14 protein-coding genes are annotated in these 19957 nt (G+C 56.6%); 7 read left to right on the forward strand and 7 right to left on the reverse strand.

All coding sequences use genetic code 11. From position 1 onward, the window contains the following. The first annotated feature begins 58 nt into the window (after positions 1 to 58). Positions 59 to 2326: a primary-amine oxidase gene (gene tynA / locus GNG27_RS12775; protein WP_156263929.1), complete on the forward strand. Its 2268-nt coding sequence runs from the start codon at positions 59 to 61 to the stop codon at positions 2324 to 2326. 323 nt (positions 2327 to 2649) lie between these two features. After that, a complete protein-coding gene (locus GNG27_RS12780) occupies positions 2650 to 4626 on the forward strand; it encodes an alkyl/aryl-sulfatase (RefSeq protein ID WP_156263930.1) in 1977 nt (658 codons plus the stop codon). Positions 4627 to 4748: 122 nt separating this feature from the next. Here GNG27_RS12780 and GNG27_RS12785 read toward each other — a convergent pair whose 3' ends face one another. After that, positions 4749 to 6248: an aldehyde dehydrogenase family protein gene (locus GNG27_RS12785; protein WP_142489677.1), complete on the reverse strand. Its 1500-nt coding sequence runs from the start codon at positions 6246 to 6248 to the stop codon at positions 4749 to 4751. Between the two features lie 236 nt (positions 6249 to 6484). On the opposite strand from GNG27_RS12785, the gene feaR reads away from it, so the two are divergent. Next, positions 6485 to 7393 (forward strand): transcriptional regulator FeaR, encoded by a 909-nt coding sequence (gene feaR, locus GNG27_RS12790; protein ID WP_156263931.1) that lies wholly within the window; start codon positions 6485 to 6487, stop codon positions 7391 to 7393. Here feaR and GNG27_RS12795 read toward each other — a convergent pair whose 3' ends face one another. From GNG27_RS12795 to GNG27_RS23505, 5 genes are all read right to left on the reverse strand, one after another. Further along, a complete protein-coding gene (locus GNG27_RS12795; protein WP_156263932.1) occupies positions 7394 to 7714 on the reverse strand; it encodes a YdbL family protein in 321 nt (106 codons plus the stop codon). Positions 7715 to 7721: 7 nt separating this feature from the next. Further along, a complete protein-coding gene (locus GNG27_RS12800) occupies positions 7722 to 7913 on the reverse strand; it encodes a YnbE family lipoprotein (protein WP_059307766.1) in 192 nt (63 codons plus the stop codon). Next, complete coding sequence (locus tag GNG27_RS12805; protein WP_156263933.1) at positions 7910 to 10546, reverse strand: YdbH family protein; 2637 nt, start codon at positions 10544 to 10546, stop codon at positions 7910 to 7912. Before GNG27_RS12805 ends, GNG27_RS12800 begins: the two co-directional genes overlap by 4 nt. A gap of 204 nt (positions 10547 to 10750) precedes the next feature. Continuing rightward, a protein-coding gene (locus GNG27_RS12810) for an IS3 family transposase (protein WP_105318584.1) occupies positions 10751 to 12108 on the reverse strand; the annotation gives its coding sequence in 2 pieces (ribosomal slippage) (positions 10751 to 11646 and positions 11646 to 12108; 1359 coding nt in all). Positions 12109 to 12191: 83 nt separating this feature from the next. Then, entirely contained in the window at positions 12192 to 12365 is a 174-nt protein-coding gene (locus GNG27_RS23505; protein WP_185902361.1) for a hypothetical protein, read from the reverse strand. Positions 12366 to 12823: 458 nt separating this feature from the next. Here GNG27_RS23505 and GNG27_RS12815 point away from each other — a divergent pair, with 458 nt between their 5' ends. Together GNG27_RS12815 and hslJ are read left to right on the forward strand one after the other, a co-directional pair. After that, the gene (locus tag GNG27_RS12815; RefSeq protein ID WP_142489681.1) at positions 12824 to 13813 is read left to right on the forward strand and encodes a 2-hydroxyacid dehydrogenase; all 990 of its coding nucleotides are present in this window, start codon (positions 12824 to 12826) and stop codon (positions 13811 to 13813) included. Positions 13814 to 13948: 135 nt separating this feature from the next. Further along, positions 13949 to 14362 carry a heat shock protein HslJ gene (gene hslJ / locus GNG27_RS12820; RefSeq protein ID WP_156263934.1) on the forward strand — a complete coding sequence of 138 codons (414 nt, stop codon included), beginning with the start codon at positions 13949 to 13951 and terminating at the stop codon, positions 14360 to 14362. Here hslJ and GNG27_RS12825 read toward each other — a convergent pair whose 3' ends face one another. Then, on the reverse strand, positions 14363 to 14629 hold the full coding sequence (locus tag GNG27_RS12825; RefSeq protein WP_142489683.1) for a DUF333 domain-containing protein: 267 nt from the start codon (positions 14627 to 14629) through the stop codon (positions 14363 to 14365). 267 nt (positions 14630 to 14896) lie between these two features. On the opposite strand from GNG27_RS12825, the gene nifJ reads away from it, so the two are divergent. Both nifJ and ompC read left to right on the forward strand, forming a co-directional pair. After that, complete coding sequence (nifJ, locus tag GNG27_RS12830; protein ID WP_156263935.1) at positions 14897 to 18421, forward strand: pyruvate:ferredoxin (flavodoxin) oxidoreductase; 3525 nt, start codon at positions 14897 to 14899, stop codon at positions 18419 to 18421. A gap of 402 nt (positions 18422 to 18823) precedes the next feature. Further along, the gene (gene ompC, locus GNG27_RS12835) at positions 18824 to 19945 is read left to right on the forward strand and encodes a porin OmpC (protein WP_142489685.1); all 1122 of its coding nucleotides are present in this window, start codon (positions 18824 to 18826) and stop codon (positions 19943 to 19945) included. Positions 19946 to 19957 lie beyond the last annotated feature (12 nt).

Here is a 19957-nt window from a genome sequence, read left to right on the forward strand (position 1 = left end):
AACCGCGCGCAGAACAGCGGTCCCGAGTGGATAACAACACATACAACAGAGGTTAATCATGGGAAGCTCCTCAATCTTTTCTCCACGTAAAACGGCGCTGGCCCTGGCCGTTGCTTGTCTCTTTTCCGGTCAGGTGCTGGCTCACGGTGGTGAAGCGCATATGGTCGAGATGGATAAAACCCTGACCGAATTCGGCGCTGATGTGAAATGGGACGACTATGCCCAGATCTACACCATCACCAAAGACGGGGCCTTCATCAAAGTGAAGCCAGGTGCGAATACCGCCATCGTCAACGGCAAGTCGCTCACCCTGCAGGCGCCGTTAGTGATGAAAGACAATAAGGCCTGGATCTCTGATACCTTTGTTAACGATGTGTTCCAGTCCGGCCTCGACCAGACCTTCCAGGTGGAAAAGACACCGCACCCGCTGAATGCGTTATCCCCGGATGAAATTAAACAGGCCGTCGGGATTGTGAAAGCCTCGCCGGACTTCAAACCCAACACCCGCTTTACCCAGATTGCGCTGGCCGAGCCAGACAAAGCCAAAGTGTGGGACTTCGTGCTGAACGGCACGGCGGTGGATGCGCCGCGTGAAGCCAATATCACCATGCTGGACGGCAAATTCATTATCGAAGCACGGGTGGATTTGAAAGATAAGAAAATCCTGCACTGGGAGCCGATCAAGGATGCGCACGGCATGGTGCTGCTGGATGATTTTATGGCGGTACAGAAGATCGTCACCGGCAGCCAGGAGTATGCCGACGCGCTGAAAAAACGCGGGATCAACGACCCGAGCAAGGTGATGACCACCCCGCTGACCGTCGGCTACTTTGACGGTAAAGATGGCCTGAAGCAGGAAGATCGCCTGCTGAAAGTGGTGAGCTATCTGGATATTGGCGACGGCAACTACTGGGCGCACCCGATTGAAAACCTGGTCGCGGTGGTGGACCTGGTCGAGAAGAAAATTATCAAAATCGAAGAAGGGGCGATCGTCCCGGTGCCGATGGAGCCCCGCCCTTATGACGGCCGCGACCGCGAGCCAGTCGCGCATAAGCCGCTGGAGATCACCGAGCCGGAAGGTAAGAACTACACCATTACCGGCAACATGATCCACTGGCAGAACTGGGACTTCCACCTGAGCCTCGACTCCCGCGTCGGGCCCATCATCTCCACCGTCACCTTTAACGACAACGGCAAAAAACGCCAGGTGATGTACGAAGGATCGCTCGGCGGGATGATCGTGCCTTACGGCGACCCGGACGTCGGCTGGTACTTCAAGGCCTATCTGGACTCTGGCGACTACGGCATGGGTACCCTGACCTCCCCGCTGGTGCGCGGCAAAGATGTGCCGTCCAACGCCGTGCTGCTGAATCAGACCATCCCGGATTACACCGGGGCACCAATGGAAATCCCACGGGCGATGGCGATTTTCGAACGCTACGCCGGGCCGGAGTATAAGCACCAGGAGATGAACCAGCCGAACGTCAGCACCGAACGTCGTGAGCTGGTGGTGCGCTGGATCAGCACCGTGGGGAACTACGACTACATCTTCGACTGGATCTTCCATGAAAACGGCACCATCGGCATTGATGCCGGGGCAACCGGCATCGAAGCGGTGAAAGGCGTGACGGCGAAAACCATGCACGACCCGAGCGCGAAAGAGGATACGAAGTACGGCACCCTGATCGACCACAATATCGTCGGCACCACCCACCAGCATATCTATAACTTCCGTCTGGATATGGACGTGGATGGCACGAACAACAGCCTGGTGGCGATGGATCCGGAGGTGAAGCCGAACACCGCCGGCGGCCCACGTACCAGTACCCTGCAGATCAATCAGTACAACATTGATACCGAGCAGCAGGCGGCGCAGAAGTTTGACCCGGGCACCATTCGTCTGCTGAGCAACACCAGCAAAGAAAACCGCATGGGCAACCCGGTCTCTTACCAGATCATCCCGTACGCGGGCGGTACGCACCCGGTCGCCACCGGCGCGAAATTCGCCCCGGACGAGTGGATCTATCACCGCCTGAGCTTTATGGATAAACAGCTGTGGGTGACCCGCTACCATCCAAACGAGATGTACCCGGAAGGGAAATTCCCGAACCGCTCTACCCAGGACACCGGTCTGGGCCAGTTCAGTAAGGACAACGAGTCGCTGGATAATCAGGATAACGTAGTATGGATGACCACCGGCACCACCCACGTGGCGCGTGCGGAAGAGTGGCCCATCATGCCGACCGAGTGGGTGCATACCCTGCTTAAACCCTGGAACTTCTTCGACGAAACCCCGTCTTTGGGCAAGAAGAAAGAGGCGCAGTAACAACCAACCGGGCATATTGCCCGGTTTTTTTACGCCTGTGCGGTTTGCGGTGTCGGGTGGCGGCTACGCCTTACCCGACCTACAAAACCATGATTTCGTAGGCCCGTGCAAGCGCAGCGCCGCCGGGCAATGCCGGGCGGCGCTATGTTTGCCGACCAGGACAGACATTAAATTTCCGTTAAGTAGTTTATTTTCTGAACAGATATTCTTGCCTATAGTTAATCAACCCCTTTCCGCCTGGGTTGCCTTTCTTAAAACGTTTTTCTGGACATCACGCGAAGTTTTCCCCTACGCCGTTGTATGCACATTGAGAGGTTTTCAGGATGAGATTCAACTTGATAGCAAGAAGCCTTGCGCTCGCCGGGCTTTTTATTTCTGCTGGCATTCCTGCATTTGCCGCAGAAGCGCCCAAAGAAGCCGCCGCCGCCACCCAACAAGCCAATAACGCCCTCTTTAGTCAACTGCCCTTCTCCGATAACACCGACTTTACCGATGCCCATAAAGGCTTTATTGCCCCGCTTCCCACGGAGGTGATCAGAGGCGAACAGGGCAACGTGGTCTGGGATCCGCAGCAATACGCGTTTATTAAAGAGGGCGATAAAGCGCCGGACACCGTAAACCCGAGCCTGTGGCGTCAGGCGCAGCTGATTAATATCAGCGGCCTGTTTGAGGTGACGGACGGGGTGTATCAGATCCGTAACCTCGATCTGTCGAATATGACCATTATCGAAGGCACTACCGGCGTCACCGTCGTTGACCCACTGGTGTCGGCGGAAACGGCGAAAATCGGGATGGATCTCTATTTTAAAAACCGCGGGCAAAAGCCGGTGGTGGCGGTGATCTACACCCACAGCCACGTGGACCATTACGGCGGCGTGCGCGGCGTGGTGGACGAAGCCGATGTTAAAGCCGGGAAGGTGAAAATCTACGCCCCGGCCGGCTTTATGGAAGCCGCGGTGGCAGAGAACATTATGGCCGGTAACGTGATGAGCCGCCGCGCCAGCTACATGTACGGCAACCTGCTGAAGCCGGATGCCAAAGGTCAGGTCGGCGCCGGACTGGGCACCACCACTTCCGCCGGGACCGTCACCCTGATTGCCCCGACCAATATCATCGAAAAAGACGGTCAGAAGGAGACCATCGACGGTCTGACCTATGACTTTATGCTGGCGCCGGGCTCGGAAGCGCCGTCGGAAATGCTGTGGTTTATCGAAGAGAAAAAGCTGATCGAATCGGCCGAAGACGTGACCCACACCCTGCACAATACCTACTCCCTGCGCGGGGCGAAGATCCGCGAGCCGCTGCCGTGGTCGAAATACATCAACGAAGCCATTGTGCGCTGGGGTGATAAGGCCGAGGTGCTGATGGCCCAGCATCACTGGCCGACCTGGGGCAAAGAGAACGTCAATAACCTGCTGAAAAGCCAGCGCGATCTGTACCGATATATCAACGATCAGACCCTGCGCATGGCTAATCAGGGGCTGACCCGGGATGAGATCGCCGCCAACTTCAAGCTGCCGGACTCGCTGGCGCACACCTGGGCGAACCGCGGTTACTACGGCTCGGTGAGCCACGACGTGAAAGCGACCTACGTGCTCTATCTCGGCTGGTTCGACGGCAACCCGGCGACCCTGGATGAGCTGCCGCCGGAAGACGCGGCGAAGAAATTTGTCGAGTACATGGGCGGCGCGGACGCCATTCTGCAGAAGGCGAAAACCGACTTCGACCAGGGGAACTATCGCTGGGTGGCGCAGGTGGTGAGTAAAGTGGTGTTTGCCGATCCGAACAACCAGGCAGCCCGCAACCTGGAGGCGGATGCGCTGGAGCAGCTGGGCTATCAGGCAGAATCCGGCCCGTGGCGTAACTTCTATCTCACCGGCGCGCAGGAGCTGCGTAACGGCGTGGTGAAAGGCCCAACGCCAAACACCGCCAGCCCGGATACGGTGCGGGCGATGACCCCGGAGATGTTCTTTGACTATCTGGCGGTGCACATTAACGGTGAAAAAGCGGGATCAGACAAAGCGGTGTTCAACATCGATTTGGGCAGCGACGGCGGGAAATACAAGCTGGAGCTTGAAAACGGCGTGCTGAACCACACCGCCAATGCCGAAGCGACCAATGCGGATGCCACCATTACGCTTAATCACGACACGCTGAATAAAATCATCCTCAAGGAGACGACCCTGAAACAGGCTGAAGAGAGCGGTGCGGTGAAGGTGACCGGCGACAGCGCGAAACTGGATACCATGCTGGGCTATATGGATAAGTTTGAGTTCTGGTTCAAAATTGTGACACCGTAACTTATTGCCGGGTGGCGCTGCGCTCACCCGGCCTACGGATTGTGCGGTTTGCTGCCGGGTGGCGGCTTGCCTTACCCGGCCTACGAAACCGTAGGCCCGTGCAAGCGCGGCGGCGCCGGGCATCAATAACGCACGCACACCGATTTAGTTTCACACCAGCCGTCCAGCCAGTCCGGGCCGAAATCGCGGCCGGTGCCGGACTGCTTCATGCCGCCGAACGGCAGGTTGGCGTCGATCAGGGTGTGGCTGTTGATCCACACCGTGCCGGCCTGCAGGCGATCGCTGTACTCCAGCGCTTTACTGATGTTTTGCGTCCAGACGCTGGCGGTCAGGCCGTATTCGGTGTCATTTGCCAGGCGCAGGGCCTCTTCACCGTCGGCGACGCGCACCAGGTTCACTACCGGGCCAAACACCTCTTCGCGGGTCAGACGCAGGCTGGCGTCCGGGTTGACTACCAGAGTCGGCGAGACGTAGTACCCCTCGCCATTCGGGCCGCGGTTACCGGCGATCAGCTCGGCCTGACGCGACTGCGCTTCGTCGAGGAAGCTCTGCACTTTGTCGCAGTGGGCACGGGACACCAGCGGGTTGATGTGCGCCTCCTGGGACATACCCGGCCCGACGCTCAGGGATTTCACCGCTTGCTCAAAGCCGCTCACCACGGTATCAAACAGCGGCGCTTCGATGTAGATGCGCGAGCTTGCCGCACAGACCTGCCCCTGGTTCAGGAAGCTGCCGGTCATCAGCCCTTCGATAACCCATGACGGATCCGCATCTTTCAGGACGATGGCCGGGTTTTTACCGCCCAGTTCCAGGGTCACGCCCATCAGGCGGTCGGCGGCGGAGCGCGCAATCTGTTTGCCGGTGGCGGTTGAGCCGGTAAAGCTCACTTTGGCGATATGCGGATGGTTGGTCAGCGCAGCGCCACACACCGCCCCACTGCCGGTTACCACGTTGAAAACGCCGTCCGGGATCCCGGCTTCGCTTGCCAGCTCCGCCACGCGCAGCAGGGTCAGCGGCGTGGTCTCTGACGGCTTGATAACGATAGAGCAACCCGCGGCCAGAGCGGGCATCACCTTCCACATGCCGATCAGCAGCGGGAAGTTCCACGGCACAATCCCGGCCACCACGCCAATCGGCTCTTTGCGGGTCCACGCCTGATAGCGGGCCCCCTGCGGCATCGGAATAGAAAGATCCAGCGTTTTACCGGAAATTTTAGTGGTCAGCCCGGCGGTGTAGCGCATCCAGTTCAGGGTGCAGCCCACTTCAAAAGCGCGGGAGATGTTAATGGATTTACCCTGCTCCAGGGTTTCAAGCTGGGCCAGCTCTTCGGTGTGCTGCTCCACCAGATCGGCAAAGCGCAGCAGAATACGTTCACGTTCCGCGGGCAGTTTGCCTGACCAGCTGCGGGCCACGAAGGCACGCCAGCCGGACATCACCGCGCGGTCCACATCCTGCGCGCTGGCATCGGCCGTCGAGGCAATCACCTGGCCGGTGGCCGGGTTAAAGATCTCCAGACGCTTTTCGCTGTCGGAGGCGGACTGGCGTCCCTCAATCCAGAGGCCATGCTGGCGATCCAGAAATTGCTGCACGCTGTGCAGTACGGCGACCTGTGTATCAGACATAGCGATTCCTTATTATTCGCAGGGTGTCAACGCAGTCTAAGATGGCTTTGCCGAATGCGCTTTTATCTCTGTGACATTCGCTTTGTCCGCTGTGACAGGCACCGCAAAACGCGACAATATCGCCGTTTCGCTCTGCTGTATGGCGGAGTTTTTTCCGGGATTTCGCCCCAGGTCACGGGCAATTGGCAACATAAATGCAACAATGTTTAAACATTGACGACGTAGCGGGTAAGACGATGGCATGTGCAAACGAACAGGACAAATACCAGCACTGGCTGGCGCAGATTAACCAGGTTTGCGGCAGTTTTGCCGCCCGGCCCATGTCCGGCGAGTTTTATGGCGAGCTGGAATCGACCTGGACCGGCAACCTGAAACTCAGCACCGTCACCGCAGGCGGCGTGAACCTGTTTCGCTCCCGTCAGGAGATCAAAACCAGCAACGACGCCTGGTTCTACACCGTGTTTCAGCTGGAAGGCGAAGCGGGGCTCGAGCAGGACGACCGTCAGATCGTGTTGAACGCCGGGGATATCACCCTGATTGACGCCTCCCGCCCCTGCTCAATCTACTGGCCGGAAAAATCACGCCAGATATCGCTCTTGTTGCCGCGTCAGATCCTCGAGCAGCACTTTCGCTTTCAGGAGGTGACCTGCGCGCAAAAGCTCTCCCACAGCCTGCCCACCGTCCAGCTCAGCTACCGCCTGCTGCAGGACAGCATGAGCAACCCGGCGTTGAGCGAAACCGAAAGCGAAGCCGCGCTGGAGGCGATGGTCTGCCTGCTGCGGCCGGTCTTGCAGCAGCGTGAAAGCGTACAGCCGCGCAAAGAGCGCCAGTTTACGAACGTGCTGACCCTGATCGACGATCATATTCAGGCCGAACACCTGCGCCCGGAGTGGATCGCTTCGGAGTGTGGAATGACGGTGCGGAGCCTGTACCGGATGTTTGCCGAGAAAGGGCTGGTGGTAGCGCAGTACATTAAAAATCGTCGTCTGGATCTGTGCGCGCAGATGCTGCGCGGCGCCCGGGACGATGAAAAGCTGGCGGGCATTGGCTACAGCTGGGGGTTTACCGACCACAGCCACTTCTCCACGGCCTTTAAGCAGCGTTTTGGTATTTCGCCCGGCGAATACCGCAAACGCCACCGCTGATCACTTCTGCAACCACTTGCCGTTAATCCCCTGGACATACTCGCCGGGGTTGGCGCGCGCGACCAGCTTTGTCCCGGCCATTTTCGCCACTTCATCCACCGGAATATTATTGCTGTCGGCCAGTTTCTGATAGCTGTCGGTGCGGGCCTTGTTAATCTGCTCCACCAGCGCCAGCGTCTCGCGATCCTGACTCCGCGGCGCGATATAGCCGCTCAGGGTTTCACCGACCCGCCCGGCACTGCGGGCTTCGTTGAGGGTCAGCGCCAGCGCGGGCGCGCAGAGCCCCAGGGTTAACATCATCAGCGCAATCAGTTTTCTCATGGCAGCCTCAGAACAGATCGCTGCGTGATTTCAGCAGCGTCTCCACGTCTTTATCCACTTTGATGTGGATTTCATGTTCAATTTTGACGTTCATGTTGATGGTGATCGGCTCTTTCGACGCCGCGACTTCGATCCTCGGCGTGCAGCCTGTCAGCGTCAGTATCACAATCGCGGTGAACCCACCGGCCAGCTTTTTCATGGTTGTTCCTTACATTCCTTGCCTGTCGGGCAGCGGTTATCCGGTAATGCTGCGTGTTGCTCCAGCCAGGTCTGCAGATTGTCGCCAAAACGCAGGCTGCGCCAGAGGGTAAACAGGTTCTCCTGATGGGTGTAGTTGAGGTTGACGGCTTGCGTCTGGCCCCCGGAGCGGCTGGCGCCACGGAGGGTTGACGCCAGGGTTAATTCACCCAGGTTATCTACATTGAGTTTTGTCCACGACTGCGAAATTTCCATATAGCGAAGCCAGTTAATCGCCCCCGCCGCCCCATTGTCTTTGACCAGAGCATCGGCGGTGTCTTTATCAAGACGCAGGGTCATCGGGCCTGAATTGGTCAGCCAGCCATCTTTGATGATCCACCTGTCGTTGTCCAGCCAGAACGGCAGCGCCCCGCTGAACGGCCCGGACATCGCAAACTGTTTCGGGTTAACGGCGCTAATCAGCTCGCTGGAGGAGATATTATTCACCCGCAGCAGGGCCGCGTCGTGCTGCGGCATCCGCAGCTGCTGCATAGTCACTTTGCCGCCCAGCAGATCCACGCTCACGTCAGTCAAAAGCAGCGGGTTCGCCTCGCTCCAGGGGTAGTCTCCCTGCAGATCGGCGGTGATGTTGCGGGCCGTGACCTGATTGATCACTTCGCCAATGCGCAGCGTTACCGGGCCATGAGTACCCAGCGACCAGGTGCCCTGACTGAAGCGGAACGGCAGGACAAAATCGACACCATTCACTTTGTTATCCGGCATCCAGACGCTGCCGCTTTTAACTACCCCGTGGCCGCCGGCCTCAAAGCCCTGATCGGCCGCAGCGGAGAACGCCACCTGGGCATACAGCTCCCCTTCGCGCAGGGTCATTTTCCAGTCTGGCGGGACCAGCGGCTGGAAGACGGTCAGGGACTGCTTCGGCCACCAGGCCTGGCCACGCAGACGCTCCCCGTCCCAGCGCCCGTTCAGCTGTACCGGGCCGATCGCTTCGGCGTTGAGGGTGCCTTTGAACTGGAACAGGGTCGGGTCGCTGCCATCGACGCTGAATTTGACCGTCGACGGCGGTAGCACGCTGCCGCCGGTGAAGGTGGTTTCCCCGGCCTCAAAGGCTAACGCACCGCTGAAGTGCGGCCGGGCGGGATCGCGCTGCCAGCGGATCGGACTCTCCAGCACCATGCGCGGCGCGCTGGCATGCATGGAGCCGTACTTCAGCTGGTCGAACCCGGTTGAGAGTTCGCGCAGTTCAATCATGCTGTCGCGCCACTCGCCTCTGCCCGCCACGTCCCAGCGGGCCTGCATCGGGGTAAAGTTGCCCTCGCCCCAGTAGCGCCACTGCCACAGGCCGCGATCCGGCAGAAAGTCATTCGCCCGGCCATCCAGGTGCAGGGTGAAATCCCCCATCTCCTGCTCGTGGGCGCGTAAAATGGCCTGCAGGCGACCGTCTATGCCGTTGCGGGTCAGCGCCACGCCGGCCAGCGGCCAGCGTACTTCGTCGATATTGAGGGAGTCGATGATCCTGCCGCGGGAGCGCAGCAGCGCCCCCGGCGCAAACGCCAGACGGGGCTCGGCCAGGCTGCCGCTCAGCATGGCGGGCAGCATGGCATACAGAATGAGGTCATTTTGTTTAGCCACGCCGGTGAGCTGTAGCGGCATGGCACTGTTGTCGACGCTCAGCTTGCCGGGACCAAAGGTGAGAACCGCGTTGCCTTTCCCGGCATCGCCCTGGGTCAGAACGTTCATCCGCCCGCTGATAACGGCGTTTTCCGTGCCCTGCTGCCAGTTATCGATTTTAAGCCCCAGGCGACCGCTCAGAGGTATTCCGGCTTGATCCCAGCGCCAGCGCCCGTCGCTGATGGTCAGCTGTTCGGGAGTGATCTGCCAGGGGAGATCCAGCAGCTGCTCGCCGCTCTCCCGCTCAACCAACACCAGCTGGCCCTGATTGTCCTGCCATGCCAGATCGGCATCCACCAGCGACGGGAGCTGCGGCACCGAGAAGGTCGCAGCCGCATGTCCCTGCACCGGCAGGCCGTCCGGCACCAGCGGCAGGGTAAATTCTCCCACCAGAGTCACCGGCTGCGGGTTATCGGGCAGATTGAGCGTGACGTCGCTGACGGTCAGGGAACGTCCACGGAGAGTGCCACGCAGGCTAAACCGATCCCCGTGGTAAGTAATATCCTGTCGCGACGGGGTCAACGAGGCGGTTAATTTTCCCTGCCATTGTTGCCAGGGAGAGAGCGTAAGACGATCGATATTCAGCCAGGTATTCGGCAGCAGCGACTGCCATTCGGCCAGGGTTCGCGGTGCGGCGGGTGCAGGCTCGCTGGCGGGGATTTTGCTCAGGCAGGCGCTGTTGAGATCCAGCCCGGCGATGTCGATTTTCCAGCGGCTCGGGTGGCTGAGCGTAGCGTCTTCGACACGGGCGATTTCGCAGTCGTCAACCAGATAGCGCAGATCGGCAATCACCAGCGCGTTGCGGGTCAGGCGCGGGCTTTTTTCAAAGGCTATCCGGGTACCGGCGGGCAGCCAGATGCCGGCAAGCGTAGGTACCCACTGCGCAAGGGTCAGCAGCAGCGTCAGCGGCAAGAGAACGATCAGCAGCAGTAGCGCGATTGCGGCTTTATATTTACCCCTCATGGGCAGTTAATATCCTGATTTAGCAAAAAAATTAGCCGACAGTATCGAATATTGTGGCATGTTTCGTCAGGCAGGTGAAGCGAAGGCCTGCTTAAGGATAGATGTGATAACCCTGAATGTGAGCGTTTTTACGCTTCGCGCAAACCCGTTCAGGAAAATAAAAAACCGCCCGGATGAAGTGAACCCCATATATTGGACACGTTCTTAACTGGCGGCTGACATGGCCTGGGTTCGGTATTGTACCGGACTCAGGCCGTTTAGTTTTAGCTTGATTCGTTCGTTGTTGTAGTAGTGGATATACTCTTCCACCGTTTTTCGTAGATGGTCTGTATTTTCAAACTCTTCGTGGTACCAACATTCTGTTTTCAGCAGACCAAAAAAATTTTCTATCACTGCATTGTCCAGACAGTTCCCTTTGCGCGACATGCTTTGTTCTATGCCTTTAGCTTTAAGTTTCTCCTGATACCGTGCCATCTGATACTGCCAACCCTGATCAGAGTGCAGTACCGGTCTGTCACCCGGTTTCAGCCTCTTGACGGCTTTGCTGAGCATGTTTTCGACCAGATTCATTCCCGGATGCGTCGTCATATTCCAGGCTATTATCTCGCTGTTATACAGATCAAGCACTGGTGACAGATACAGCTTTGTCCCTTTTACGTTGAACTCTGTCACATCCGTGACCCATTTCTGGTTTGGACTGCTGGCCTTAAAATCACGTGCAAGGGTATTTGGCGCTACTTTACCGTAGGTGCCTTTGTATGACTGATACTTTTTGCTTCTCAGGCATGAGGCCAGCCCCATCTTGCGCATCAGTTTCCGTACTGTTTTATGATTAATGCCATAGCCTTCATTACGCAACGCCAGGGTAATGCGCCGGTAACCATATCGTCCTTTATGATAGTGGAACAGTGCGGCTATTCTTTGCTGTTCGCCCTCATAGCGCTCTCCACGGCTATCTGCTTTGACATGCCAGTAGTACGTGCTGCGAGGTAATCCTGCTATATGAAGCAGCATTCTCAGGTTATGGTTTCGCCTCAATTCGGTAATTATTTTTGCTTTGTCTTCTGCTTTTCCCGAATCAAGGCCTGAAGCTTTTTTAGGTAGGCATTCTCAACACGCAGGTATTCAAGTTCTTCCTCAGCGTTCTGGAACGCTGGACGGGGATTATTAAGTTCTTTATCTGAAGTTTCGTTCTTCCCTGACTTCATCTGGCGTCCTCTGGGTTTATCCTGTAGGGCAATGATACCGCCAGTACGGTAAAGACGCTCCCATTTGCTGACAGTACAAGCGGCTGCAATACGAAACTCCGCCGCAGCTTTCCGGGATGATTTGTTGTGTTGCTGCATCCAGAGCACGACAGACTCTTTAAACTCGGCAGAGTAAGCCCTGGTAGGAATGGTAAAACTGTCCATCCCATTCACTTTCCAGTGCTCAGTCCAGCGTCTGACCGCTCCGTGATCAACGCCGAACAACCGCGCTGTTTTCTTTGCACCATCACTGCTGAACAGATAGTGGAGTACGACTTGCTGCTTGAATTCAGGTGAGTATTTTTTTCTGCCCATTGAAACGCAAAACCCCTAATCGTTGGATGTCCAACTTTCGGGGTTCACTTCACGGAGGCGGTTTAGAAAAGCGGTGTATGAAGCTATCTTCTGATCACATCCGGGTCATCAGGATCCAGCGGGTCATTGACGTCAGGTATGTCATCACCCGTCAGGGGATCATCTTCATCTTCGTCTTCATCAAAAAGCGGATCGCTTCCGCCGGGAAGCGGTTCATCATCAGGAACAGGATCAATATAATCTGGACGATCAGCCATAAAGCCTCCGTCAAACTGTGCTATGAAAGGTTATTTCGATTTACCCGGTTTCTGTTTGCTCTTTTCGTCTTGATTCTTTTGCGGCTGCTTAGGTTGTTCTTTAGAAACATGTTGTACGGTGGATTTCATTTTGAAACTCCAGTTGTAGATGCAGCAAGTCGCCACCCTAAAACTATAAGTTACGCTTATATTTATATCGAGCGCGACGGCAGACAATTAGATTTAACCATCTGTTTTTAATTGCTTTATCGAGAGAAAAAGAGAATTCACCTCCCCCATCACGGGTTGTCGCGGGATGGCGCTGCACAAAAAAGCGGTTCAGTTTGAAGATCATAGGGTTATTGTGCAGAGATGTTGTAAAATCATTATCAGAACTTATTGAATTCAATAATATTTTAAAATTTGTATGATTATTTTAATCATGCTAACGTAGTTCCAAAATCACTGGAGAAAGTCTTATGAAACTCGCGGTATATAGCACAAAGCAGTACGACAAAAAGTATCTGCAACATGTTAACGAGGGATATGGATTCGAACTTGAATTTTTCGACTTTCTGCTTAACGAAAAGACGGCCAAAACCGCGCACGGCTGCGATGCGGTCTGTATTTTCGTTAACGACGATGGCAGTCGTCCAGTGCTGGAGGAGTTAAAAAAACAGGGCGTGAAGTACATCGCTCTCCGCTGCGCAGGCTTCAACAATGTCGATCTTGAGGCGGCCAAAGAGCTGGGCCTTCAGGTCGTGCGCGTCCCGGCCTACTCCCCGGAAGCGGTGGCTGAACATGCCATTGGTCTGATGATGTCGCTGAACCGACGTATTCACCGCGCTTATCAACGTACCCGTGATGCCAACTTCTCGCTGGAAGGGCTGACCGGTTTCACCATGTACGGCAAAACTGCCGGGGTGATCGGCACCGGTAAGATCGGCGTCGCGGCGCTGCGGATCCTGAAAGGCTTCGGTATGCGCCTGCTGGCGTTCGATCCGTATCCGAGCGCCGCCGCGCTGGAGCTCGGCGTGGAGTATGTCGATCTGTCGACCCTGTATGCGGAGTCAGACGTCATCTCCCTGCACTGCCCGCTGACCGCAGACAATTACCATCTGCTGAACCAGAGCGCGTTCGACCAGATGAAAGATGGCGTGATGATTGTTAACACCAGCCGCGGTGGCCTGGTGGATTCTCAGGCCGCCATTGAGGCGCTGAAAACGCAGAAAATTGGTGCACTGGGGATGGACGTGTACGAAAACGAACGCGATCTGTTCTTTGAAGACAAGTCTAACGACGTGATCCAGGATGACGTGTTCCGCCGTCTTTCCGCCTGCCACAACGTGCTGTTTACCGGTCATCAGGCGTTTTTAACCGCCGAGGCGCTGATCAGTATTTCAGAGACCACGTTGGGCAATCTGAGCCAGCTTGAGAAAGGCGAAGCGAGTCCGAACGCGCTGTTCTGAGTGAACATCCCCCTCTCCCTTCGGGGAGAGGAAACACTTTCCCGCCCTGTTTTCAGATTATCCCGCAAGACAATTCCCGCCAGCGCAATAGACTATGCATTAGCTATTTATGAAGTGAATATATTGAGAATAACCATGAAAACGCTCGTCGCGGTAACGATCCTCAGCATGGCGCTGGCAGGCTGTGTCAATCCAGGGAAAGCCTCTGTTCAGGAAGAACAGCTTCAGCAGCACCGCTTTGTGCTGCAAAGTATTAACGGCACCGCCATCAACCCGGCCAATACACCGCCGGAGATCGCTTTTGGTGAAGACTTGGCGGTGTCAGGCGTGATGTGTAACCGCTTCAACGGCCAGGGCAAGCTGTCTGATGGCGAACTCAAGGTCAAAACGCTCGCCATGACGCGTAAGCTCTGTACCGAGCCGCAGCTCAATGACCTGGATCACGCCATCGGCACTATGCTGCGCAACGGCACCCAGGTCGATCTGACGGAAGACGTGTTAACCCTGGCGACGGCTGAGACGACGCTGGTCTTTAAACGCGCAGAGTAATCAGTACGCGCCGCAGGATCCGACGGCAAGCGACTGTTCACTGCAGCGTTTGCCGTTCGGCAGCGCGCACATGCCGATGGCCGAGCCATCCAGCTGACGCGCAACGGACAGCGACCCGCCAATCATGGCGCAGTTTGCCTGACCGGAACTGGACATCGCCGCCCTCATCCCCGGTGCGACGTGCGCGGCGGTAGCCTGCTGTACAGGTTCATTGCTACAGGCCGACAGTAACAAAGCGGCACACCCAACCCAAAATGCTGCGCGCATAATCTCTCCCCATATTGAATTGCAAAACCTATGCATAATAGGCACCCCACGGCCTGCCGTCGAGAGCCGAAGCGCGGTTTTCTGCGCTGTCAAAACAATTGCAGACTATTTTCAGGCAAAAGTTTGATCAAACCATTGATGGCACTAATAAGCAGGACACAAAAGCGAAAATCGTTTCAGCGGCCCTTTGCTAAAATAAAAAGATAACTACAGGACTTGTCGATGTGTCACGGGTCTCTCTTTCTTTGCGCAATGTAAGGGTGTCATATGCAAACTATTGACGGGAATGGCGCAGTCGCGTCCGTCGCGTTTCGCACCAGTGAAGTGATCGCCATCTATCCCATTACACCCAGCTCGACGATGGCTGAACAGGCCGATGCCTGGGCCGGTAACGGGCTGAAAAACGTCTGGGGTGATGTTCCTCGCGTGGTCGAAATGCAGTCCGAAGCCGGGGCGATTGCTACCGTTCACGGCGCGCTGCAGACCGGGGCGCTGTCCACCTCCTTTACTTCGTCGCAGGGGCTGCTGCTGATGATCCCGACGCTGTATAAGCTGGCGGGCCAACTTACTCCCTTCGTGCTGCACGTCGCGGCGCGCACCATCGCCACCCACGCCCTGTCGATTTTTGGCGATCACTCTGACGTGATGGCCGTGCGCCAGACCGGCTGCGCCCTGCTCTGTTCCGGCAGCGTGCAGGAGGCACAGGATTTTGCCCTGATCTCCCACATGGCAACGCTGAAAAGCCGGGTGCCGTTTATCCACTTCTTCGACGGTTTCCGCACCTCGCACGAAATTAACAAGATTGTGCCGATTTCCGACGACACCATCCGTAACCTGCTCCCGCAGGCAGAGATCGACGCCCACCGCGCCCGCGCGCTGAACCCGGAACATCCGGTGATCCGCGGCACCTCCGCCAACCCGGATACCTACTTCCAGTCCCGGGAGGCCACTAACCCCTGGTACAACGCGGTCTATGACCACGTGGAGCAGGCGATGGCCGATTTTGCCGCCGCCACCGGACGCGAGTACAAACCGTTCGAGTATTACGGCCATCCGCAGGCGGAGCGCGTGATTGTGATCATGGGTTCCGCCATCGGCACCTGTGAAGAGGTGGTGGATGAGCTGCTGAGCCGGGGCGAGAAAGTGGGCGTGCTGAAAGTGCGCCTGTATCGCCCGTTCTCCGCGAAACACCTGCTGGCGGTATTGCCGGAGAGTGTGCGGTCGGTGGCGGTGCTGGATCGTACTAAAGAGCCGGGTGCCCAGGCCGAGCCGCTCTATCTGGACGTGATGACCGCTCTGGCCGAGGCCTTTAACGGCGGCGAGCGCGAAACGCTGCCGCGGGTGATTGGCGGACGCTATGGCCTCTCGTCAAAAGAGTTTGGCCCCGAGTGCGTGCTGGCCATCTTTAACGAGCTGAGCGCCGCGAAGCCGAAGCCGCGCTTTACCGTCGGCATCTATGACGACGTGACCAACCTTTCCCTGTCGCTGCCGGAAAACACCCTGCCCTCCACCGCGAAGCTGGAAGCGCTGTTTTACGGTCTGGGCAGCGATGGCAGCGTATCGGCCACCAAGAACAACATCAAAATTATCGGTAACTCCACGCCGTGGTATGCCCAGGGCTATTTCGTCTATGACTCGAAAAAGGCCGGTGGCCTGACGGTTTCCCATCTGCGCGTCAGCGAGCAGCCGATCCGCTCGGCGTATCTGGTGTCGCAGGCCGATTTCGTGGGCTGCCACCAGCTGCAGTTTATCGACAAATACCAGATGGCCGAACGCCTGAAGACGGGCGGGATTTTCCTGCTCAATACTCCGTACAGCGCCGATGAGGTCTGGGGGCGCCTGCCGCAGGAAGTGCAGGCGGTACTGAACCAGAAAAAAGCGAAGTTCTATATCGTTAATGCGGCAAAAATCGCCCGTGAATGCGGCCTGGCGGCACGTATCAATACCGTCATGCAGATGGCGTTTTTCCACCTGACGCACATCCTGCCGGGCGACAGCGCCCTGATGGAGCTGCAGGGCGCGATCGCCAAAAGCTACAGCAGCAAAGGCCAGGAGCTGGTGGAACGCAACTGGCAGGCCCTGGCGCTGGCCCGGGAGTCCCTTGCCGAAGTGCCGCTGCAGCCGGTGAATGCCCACAGCCCGAACCGCCCGCCGGTGGTCTCCGATGCCGCCCCGGACTTTGTCAAAACCGTTACCGCCGCGATGCTGGCCGGTCTCGGCGATGCCCTGCCCGTCTCCGCCCTGCCGCCGGATGGCACCTGGCCGATGGGCACCACCCGCTGGGAAAAACGCAATATCGCCGAAGCGATCCCGATCTGGAAAGAGGAGCTGTGCACCCAGTGTAACCACTGTGTGGCGGCCTGCCCGCACTCCGCGATCCGCGCCAAAGTTGTCTCGCCTGAGGCGATGGAGAGCGCTCCGGCCAGCCTGCACTCGCTGGATGTGAAATCTCGCGACATGCGCGGTCAGAAATATGTCCTGCAGGTAGCGCCGGAAGACTGCACAGGCTGTAACCTCTGCGTCGAGGTCTGCCCGGCGAAAGATCGCCAGAACCCGGAGATCAAGGCCATCAATATGATGTCGCGCCTTGAGCATGTGGAGGAAGAGAAAGTCAATTACGACTTCTTCCTCGACCTGCCGGAAATCGATCGCAACAGCCTTGAGCGCATCGATATTCGTACCTCGCAGCTGATCACCCCGCTGTTTGAATACTCGGGTGCCTGCTCCGGCTGCGGCGAAACGCCGTACATCAAGCTGCTGACCCAGCTGTATGGCGATCGGATGCTGATCGCCAACGCCACCGGCTGTTCATCCATCTACGGCGGCAACCTGCCGTCAACGCCCTACACCACCGACGCTAACGGCCGCGGCCCGGCGTGGGCGAACTCACTGTTCGAAGATAACGCTGAGTTTGGTCTGGGCTTCCGCTTAACGGTGGATCAGCACCGGGTGCGCGTGATGCGCCTGCTGGAGCAGTTTGCCGATAAGATCCCGGCAGAGCTGAACAGCGCCCTGCACAGCGAGGCCACGCCGGACGTGCGTCGTCAGCAGGTGGCGGAGCTGCGTCAGCAACTGGCGGGCGTTGAAGGGGCAGAACAGCTGTTAACCGATGCCGATGCGCTGGTCGAGAAATCGATCTGGCTGATTGGCGGCGACGGCTGGGCATATGACATCGGCTTTGGCGGGCTGGATCATGTCCTGAGCCTGACCGAGAACGTCAATATTCTGGTGCTGGATACTCAGTGTTACTCCAACACCGGCGGCCAGGCCTCGAAAGCGACCCCGCTGGGGGCGGTGACCAAGTTTGGCGAGCACGGCAAACGCAAGGCACGCAAAGATTTGGGGGTCAGCATGATGATGTACGGTCATGTGTATGTGGCGCAAATCTCGCTGGGAGCACAGCTGAACCAGACGGTAAAAGCCATTCAGGAGGCGGAAGCTTATCCTGGTCCGTCGCTGATCATCGCCTACAGCCCTTGCGAGGAGCATGGCTACGACCTGGCATTAAGCCACGATCAGATGCGCCAGCTGACGGCAACCGGCTTCTGGCCGCTGTACCGCTTCGACCCGCGTCGGGCCGATGAGGGCAAACTGCCGCTGGCGCTGGATTCCCGTCCACCGTCAGATGCGCTGGCAGAAACGCTGATGCAGGAGCAACGCTTCCGTCGCCTTAACGCCCAACAGCCCGAAGTGGCAGAGCAGCTGTGGAAAGATGCCGCCGCCGATCTACAAAAACGCTACGACTTCCTGGCGCAGTTAGCCGGAAAAGCCGAGAAATCGGTAAGCGAATAACCTTTAAAGCCCGGCATGTCCGGGCTTTTCTTTGGGCATAAAAAAACCCGCCAGTCATATACTGGCGGGCGATCCTGTTCACAAATAAATAATAGTTTATCTATTTAACGTGGATTCAATAAATAACGGATAAGAGGTTTTGAGACATATAACGCAGCCAAGTTTAGCGCGTCATCGCAATGAGAAATAATTTTTATTTTATATGGTTTTATTAAATACATTCACGAGAATTATCACTATTTCTTCGGCAGCAAATGCTTGAGAATTTACTTACTTAGTAACAATTATGTTTTATCGCGGATAAGAGAGAGTGATTTAGCATGAGACCTCTTTCCAACACAGAAAGTTCCATGGAAAGTTAAAAAATTATTAACTATAAAAACTGCATAAGGAATAGTCACAATGCAAAGAAAAGTACTGGCTCTGATGATCCCAGCCTTGTTAATGGCTGGCGCAGCAAATGCAGCTGAAATTTATAATAAAGACGGCAATAAATTAGATCTCTACGGAAAAGTAGATGGTCTGCATTATTTCTCCGACGACAGCACTGCTGACGGCGACCAGACATATATGCGTCTCGGCTTTAAAGGCGAAACCCAGATCAACGATACGCTCACCGGCTACGCCCAGTGGGAATATAATATCCAGGCAAACAATACCGAAGGTTCTTCTAACCAGTCCTGGACGCGTCTGGCATTCGCTGGCCTGAAATTCGGTGACTATGGTTCATTCGATTACGGCCGTAACTACGGCGTCCTGTACGACGTGGAAGGCTGGACCGATATGCTGCCAGAGTTTGGCGGCGACTCCTACACCAAAGCAGATAACTTCATGACCGGCCGTGCGAACGGCGTGGCGACCTACCGTAATACCGATTTCTTCGGCATGGTTGAAGGCCTGAACTTCGCCCTGCAGTACCAGGGCAATAACGAAGGCACCGGTAACGGTAACGAAGGCACCAACAACAGTAAAGACCGTGGCGTACGTAATGAAAACGGTGACGGCTTCGGTATCTCTACCTCTTACGACTTCGGCATGGGTATCAGCGCAGCAGCGGCCTATACCTCTTCTGACCGTACTAACGATCAGGTGAAAAATACCACTGCGGGCGGCGACAAAGCTGACGCCTGGACCACCGGTCTGAAGTATGACGCCAACAATATCTATCTGGCGGCCATGTACTCTGAAACCCGTAACATGACCCCATACGGTAACGGTGACAACGGAAATACCGTTGCAGAAAAAACCCAGAACTTTGAAGTGACCGCTCAGTACCAGTTCGATTCCGGTCTGCGTCCGGTGGTATCTTACCTGCAGTCTAAAGGTAAAGACCTGGACAACGGTCAGGGCGATCAGGATCTGGTTAAATATGCTGAAGTGGGGGCGACTTACTACTTCAACAAAAATATGTCCACCTACGTTGATTATAAAATCAACCTGCTGGACGAAGACGATCGGTTCTACAAAGACAATGGCATCGGCACCGATGACATCGTCGCCGTCGGTCTGGTTTACCAGTTCTGATGAAATTAGCCC

This window comes from Leclercia sp. 119287 (genome assembly GCF_009734485.1).
GTDB lineage: Bacteria > Pseudomonadota > Gammaproteobacteria > Enterobacterales > Enterobacteriaceae > Enterobacter > Enterobacter adecarboxylatus_C.

Coding starts and splice junctions, on each gene's coding strand:
- GNG27_RS23505 (WP_185902361.1), bottom strand. CDS start 12,365: ATGGCTGATCGTCCAGATTATATTGATCCTGTTCCTGATGATGAACCG.
- GNG27_RS12785 (WP_142489677.1), bottom strand. CDS start 6,248: ATGTCTGATACACAGGTCGCCGTACTGCACAGCGTGCAGCAATTTCTG.
- GNG27_RS12815 (WP_142489681.1), top strand. CDS start 12,824: ATGAAACTCGCGGTATATAGCACAAAGCAGTACGACAAAAAGTATCTG.
- nifJ (WP_156263935.1), top strand. CDS start 14,897: ATGCAAACTATTGACGGGAATGGCGCAGTCGCGTCCGTCGCGTTTCGC.
- GNG27_RS12780 (WP_156263930.1), top strand. CDS start 2,650: ATGAGATTCAACTTGATAGCAAGAAGCCTTGCGCTCGCCGGGCTTTTT.
- GNG27_RS12805 (WP_156263933.1), bottom strand. CDS start 10,546: ATGAGGGGTAAATATAAAGCCGCAATCGCGCTACTGCTGCTGATCGTT.
- GNG27_RS12800 (WP_059307766.1), bottom strand. CDS start 7,913: ATGAAAAAGCTGGCCGGTGGGTTCACCGCGATTGTGATACTGACGCTG.
- GNG27_RS12795 (WP_156263932.1), bottom strand. CDS start 7,714: ATGAGAAAACTGATTGCGCTGATGATGTTAACCCTGGGGCTCTGCGCG.
- ompC (WP_142489685.1), top strand. CDS start 18,824: ATGCAAAGAAAAGTACTGGCTCTGATGATCCCAGCCTTGTTAATGGCT.
- tynA (WP_156263929.1), top strand. CDS start 59: ATGGGAAGCTCCTCAATCTTTTCTCCACGTAAAACGGCGCTGGCCCTG.
- feaR (WP_156263931.1), top strand. CDS start 6,485: ATGGCATGTGCAAACGAACAGGACAAATACCAGCACTGGCTGGCGCAG.
- hslJ (WP_156263934.1), top strand. CDS start 13,949: ATGAAAACGCTCGTCGCGGTAACGATCCTCAGCATGGCGCTGGCAGGC.
- GNG27_RS12825 (WP_142489683.1), bottom strand. CDS start 14,629: ATGCGCGCAGCATTTTGGGTTGGGTGTGCCGCTTTGTTACTGTCGGCC.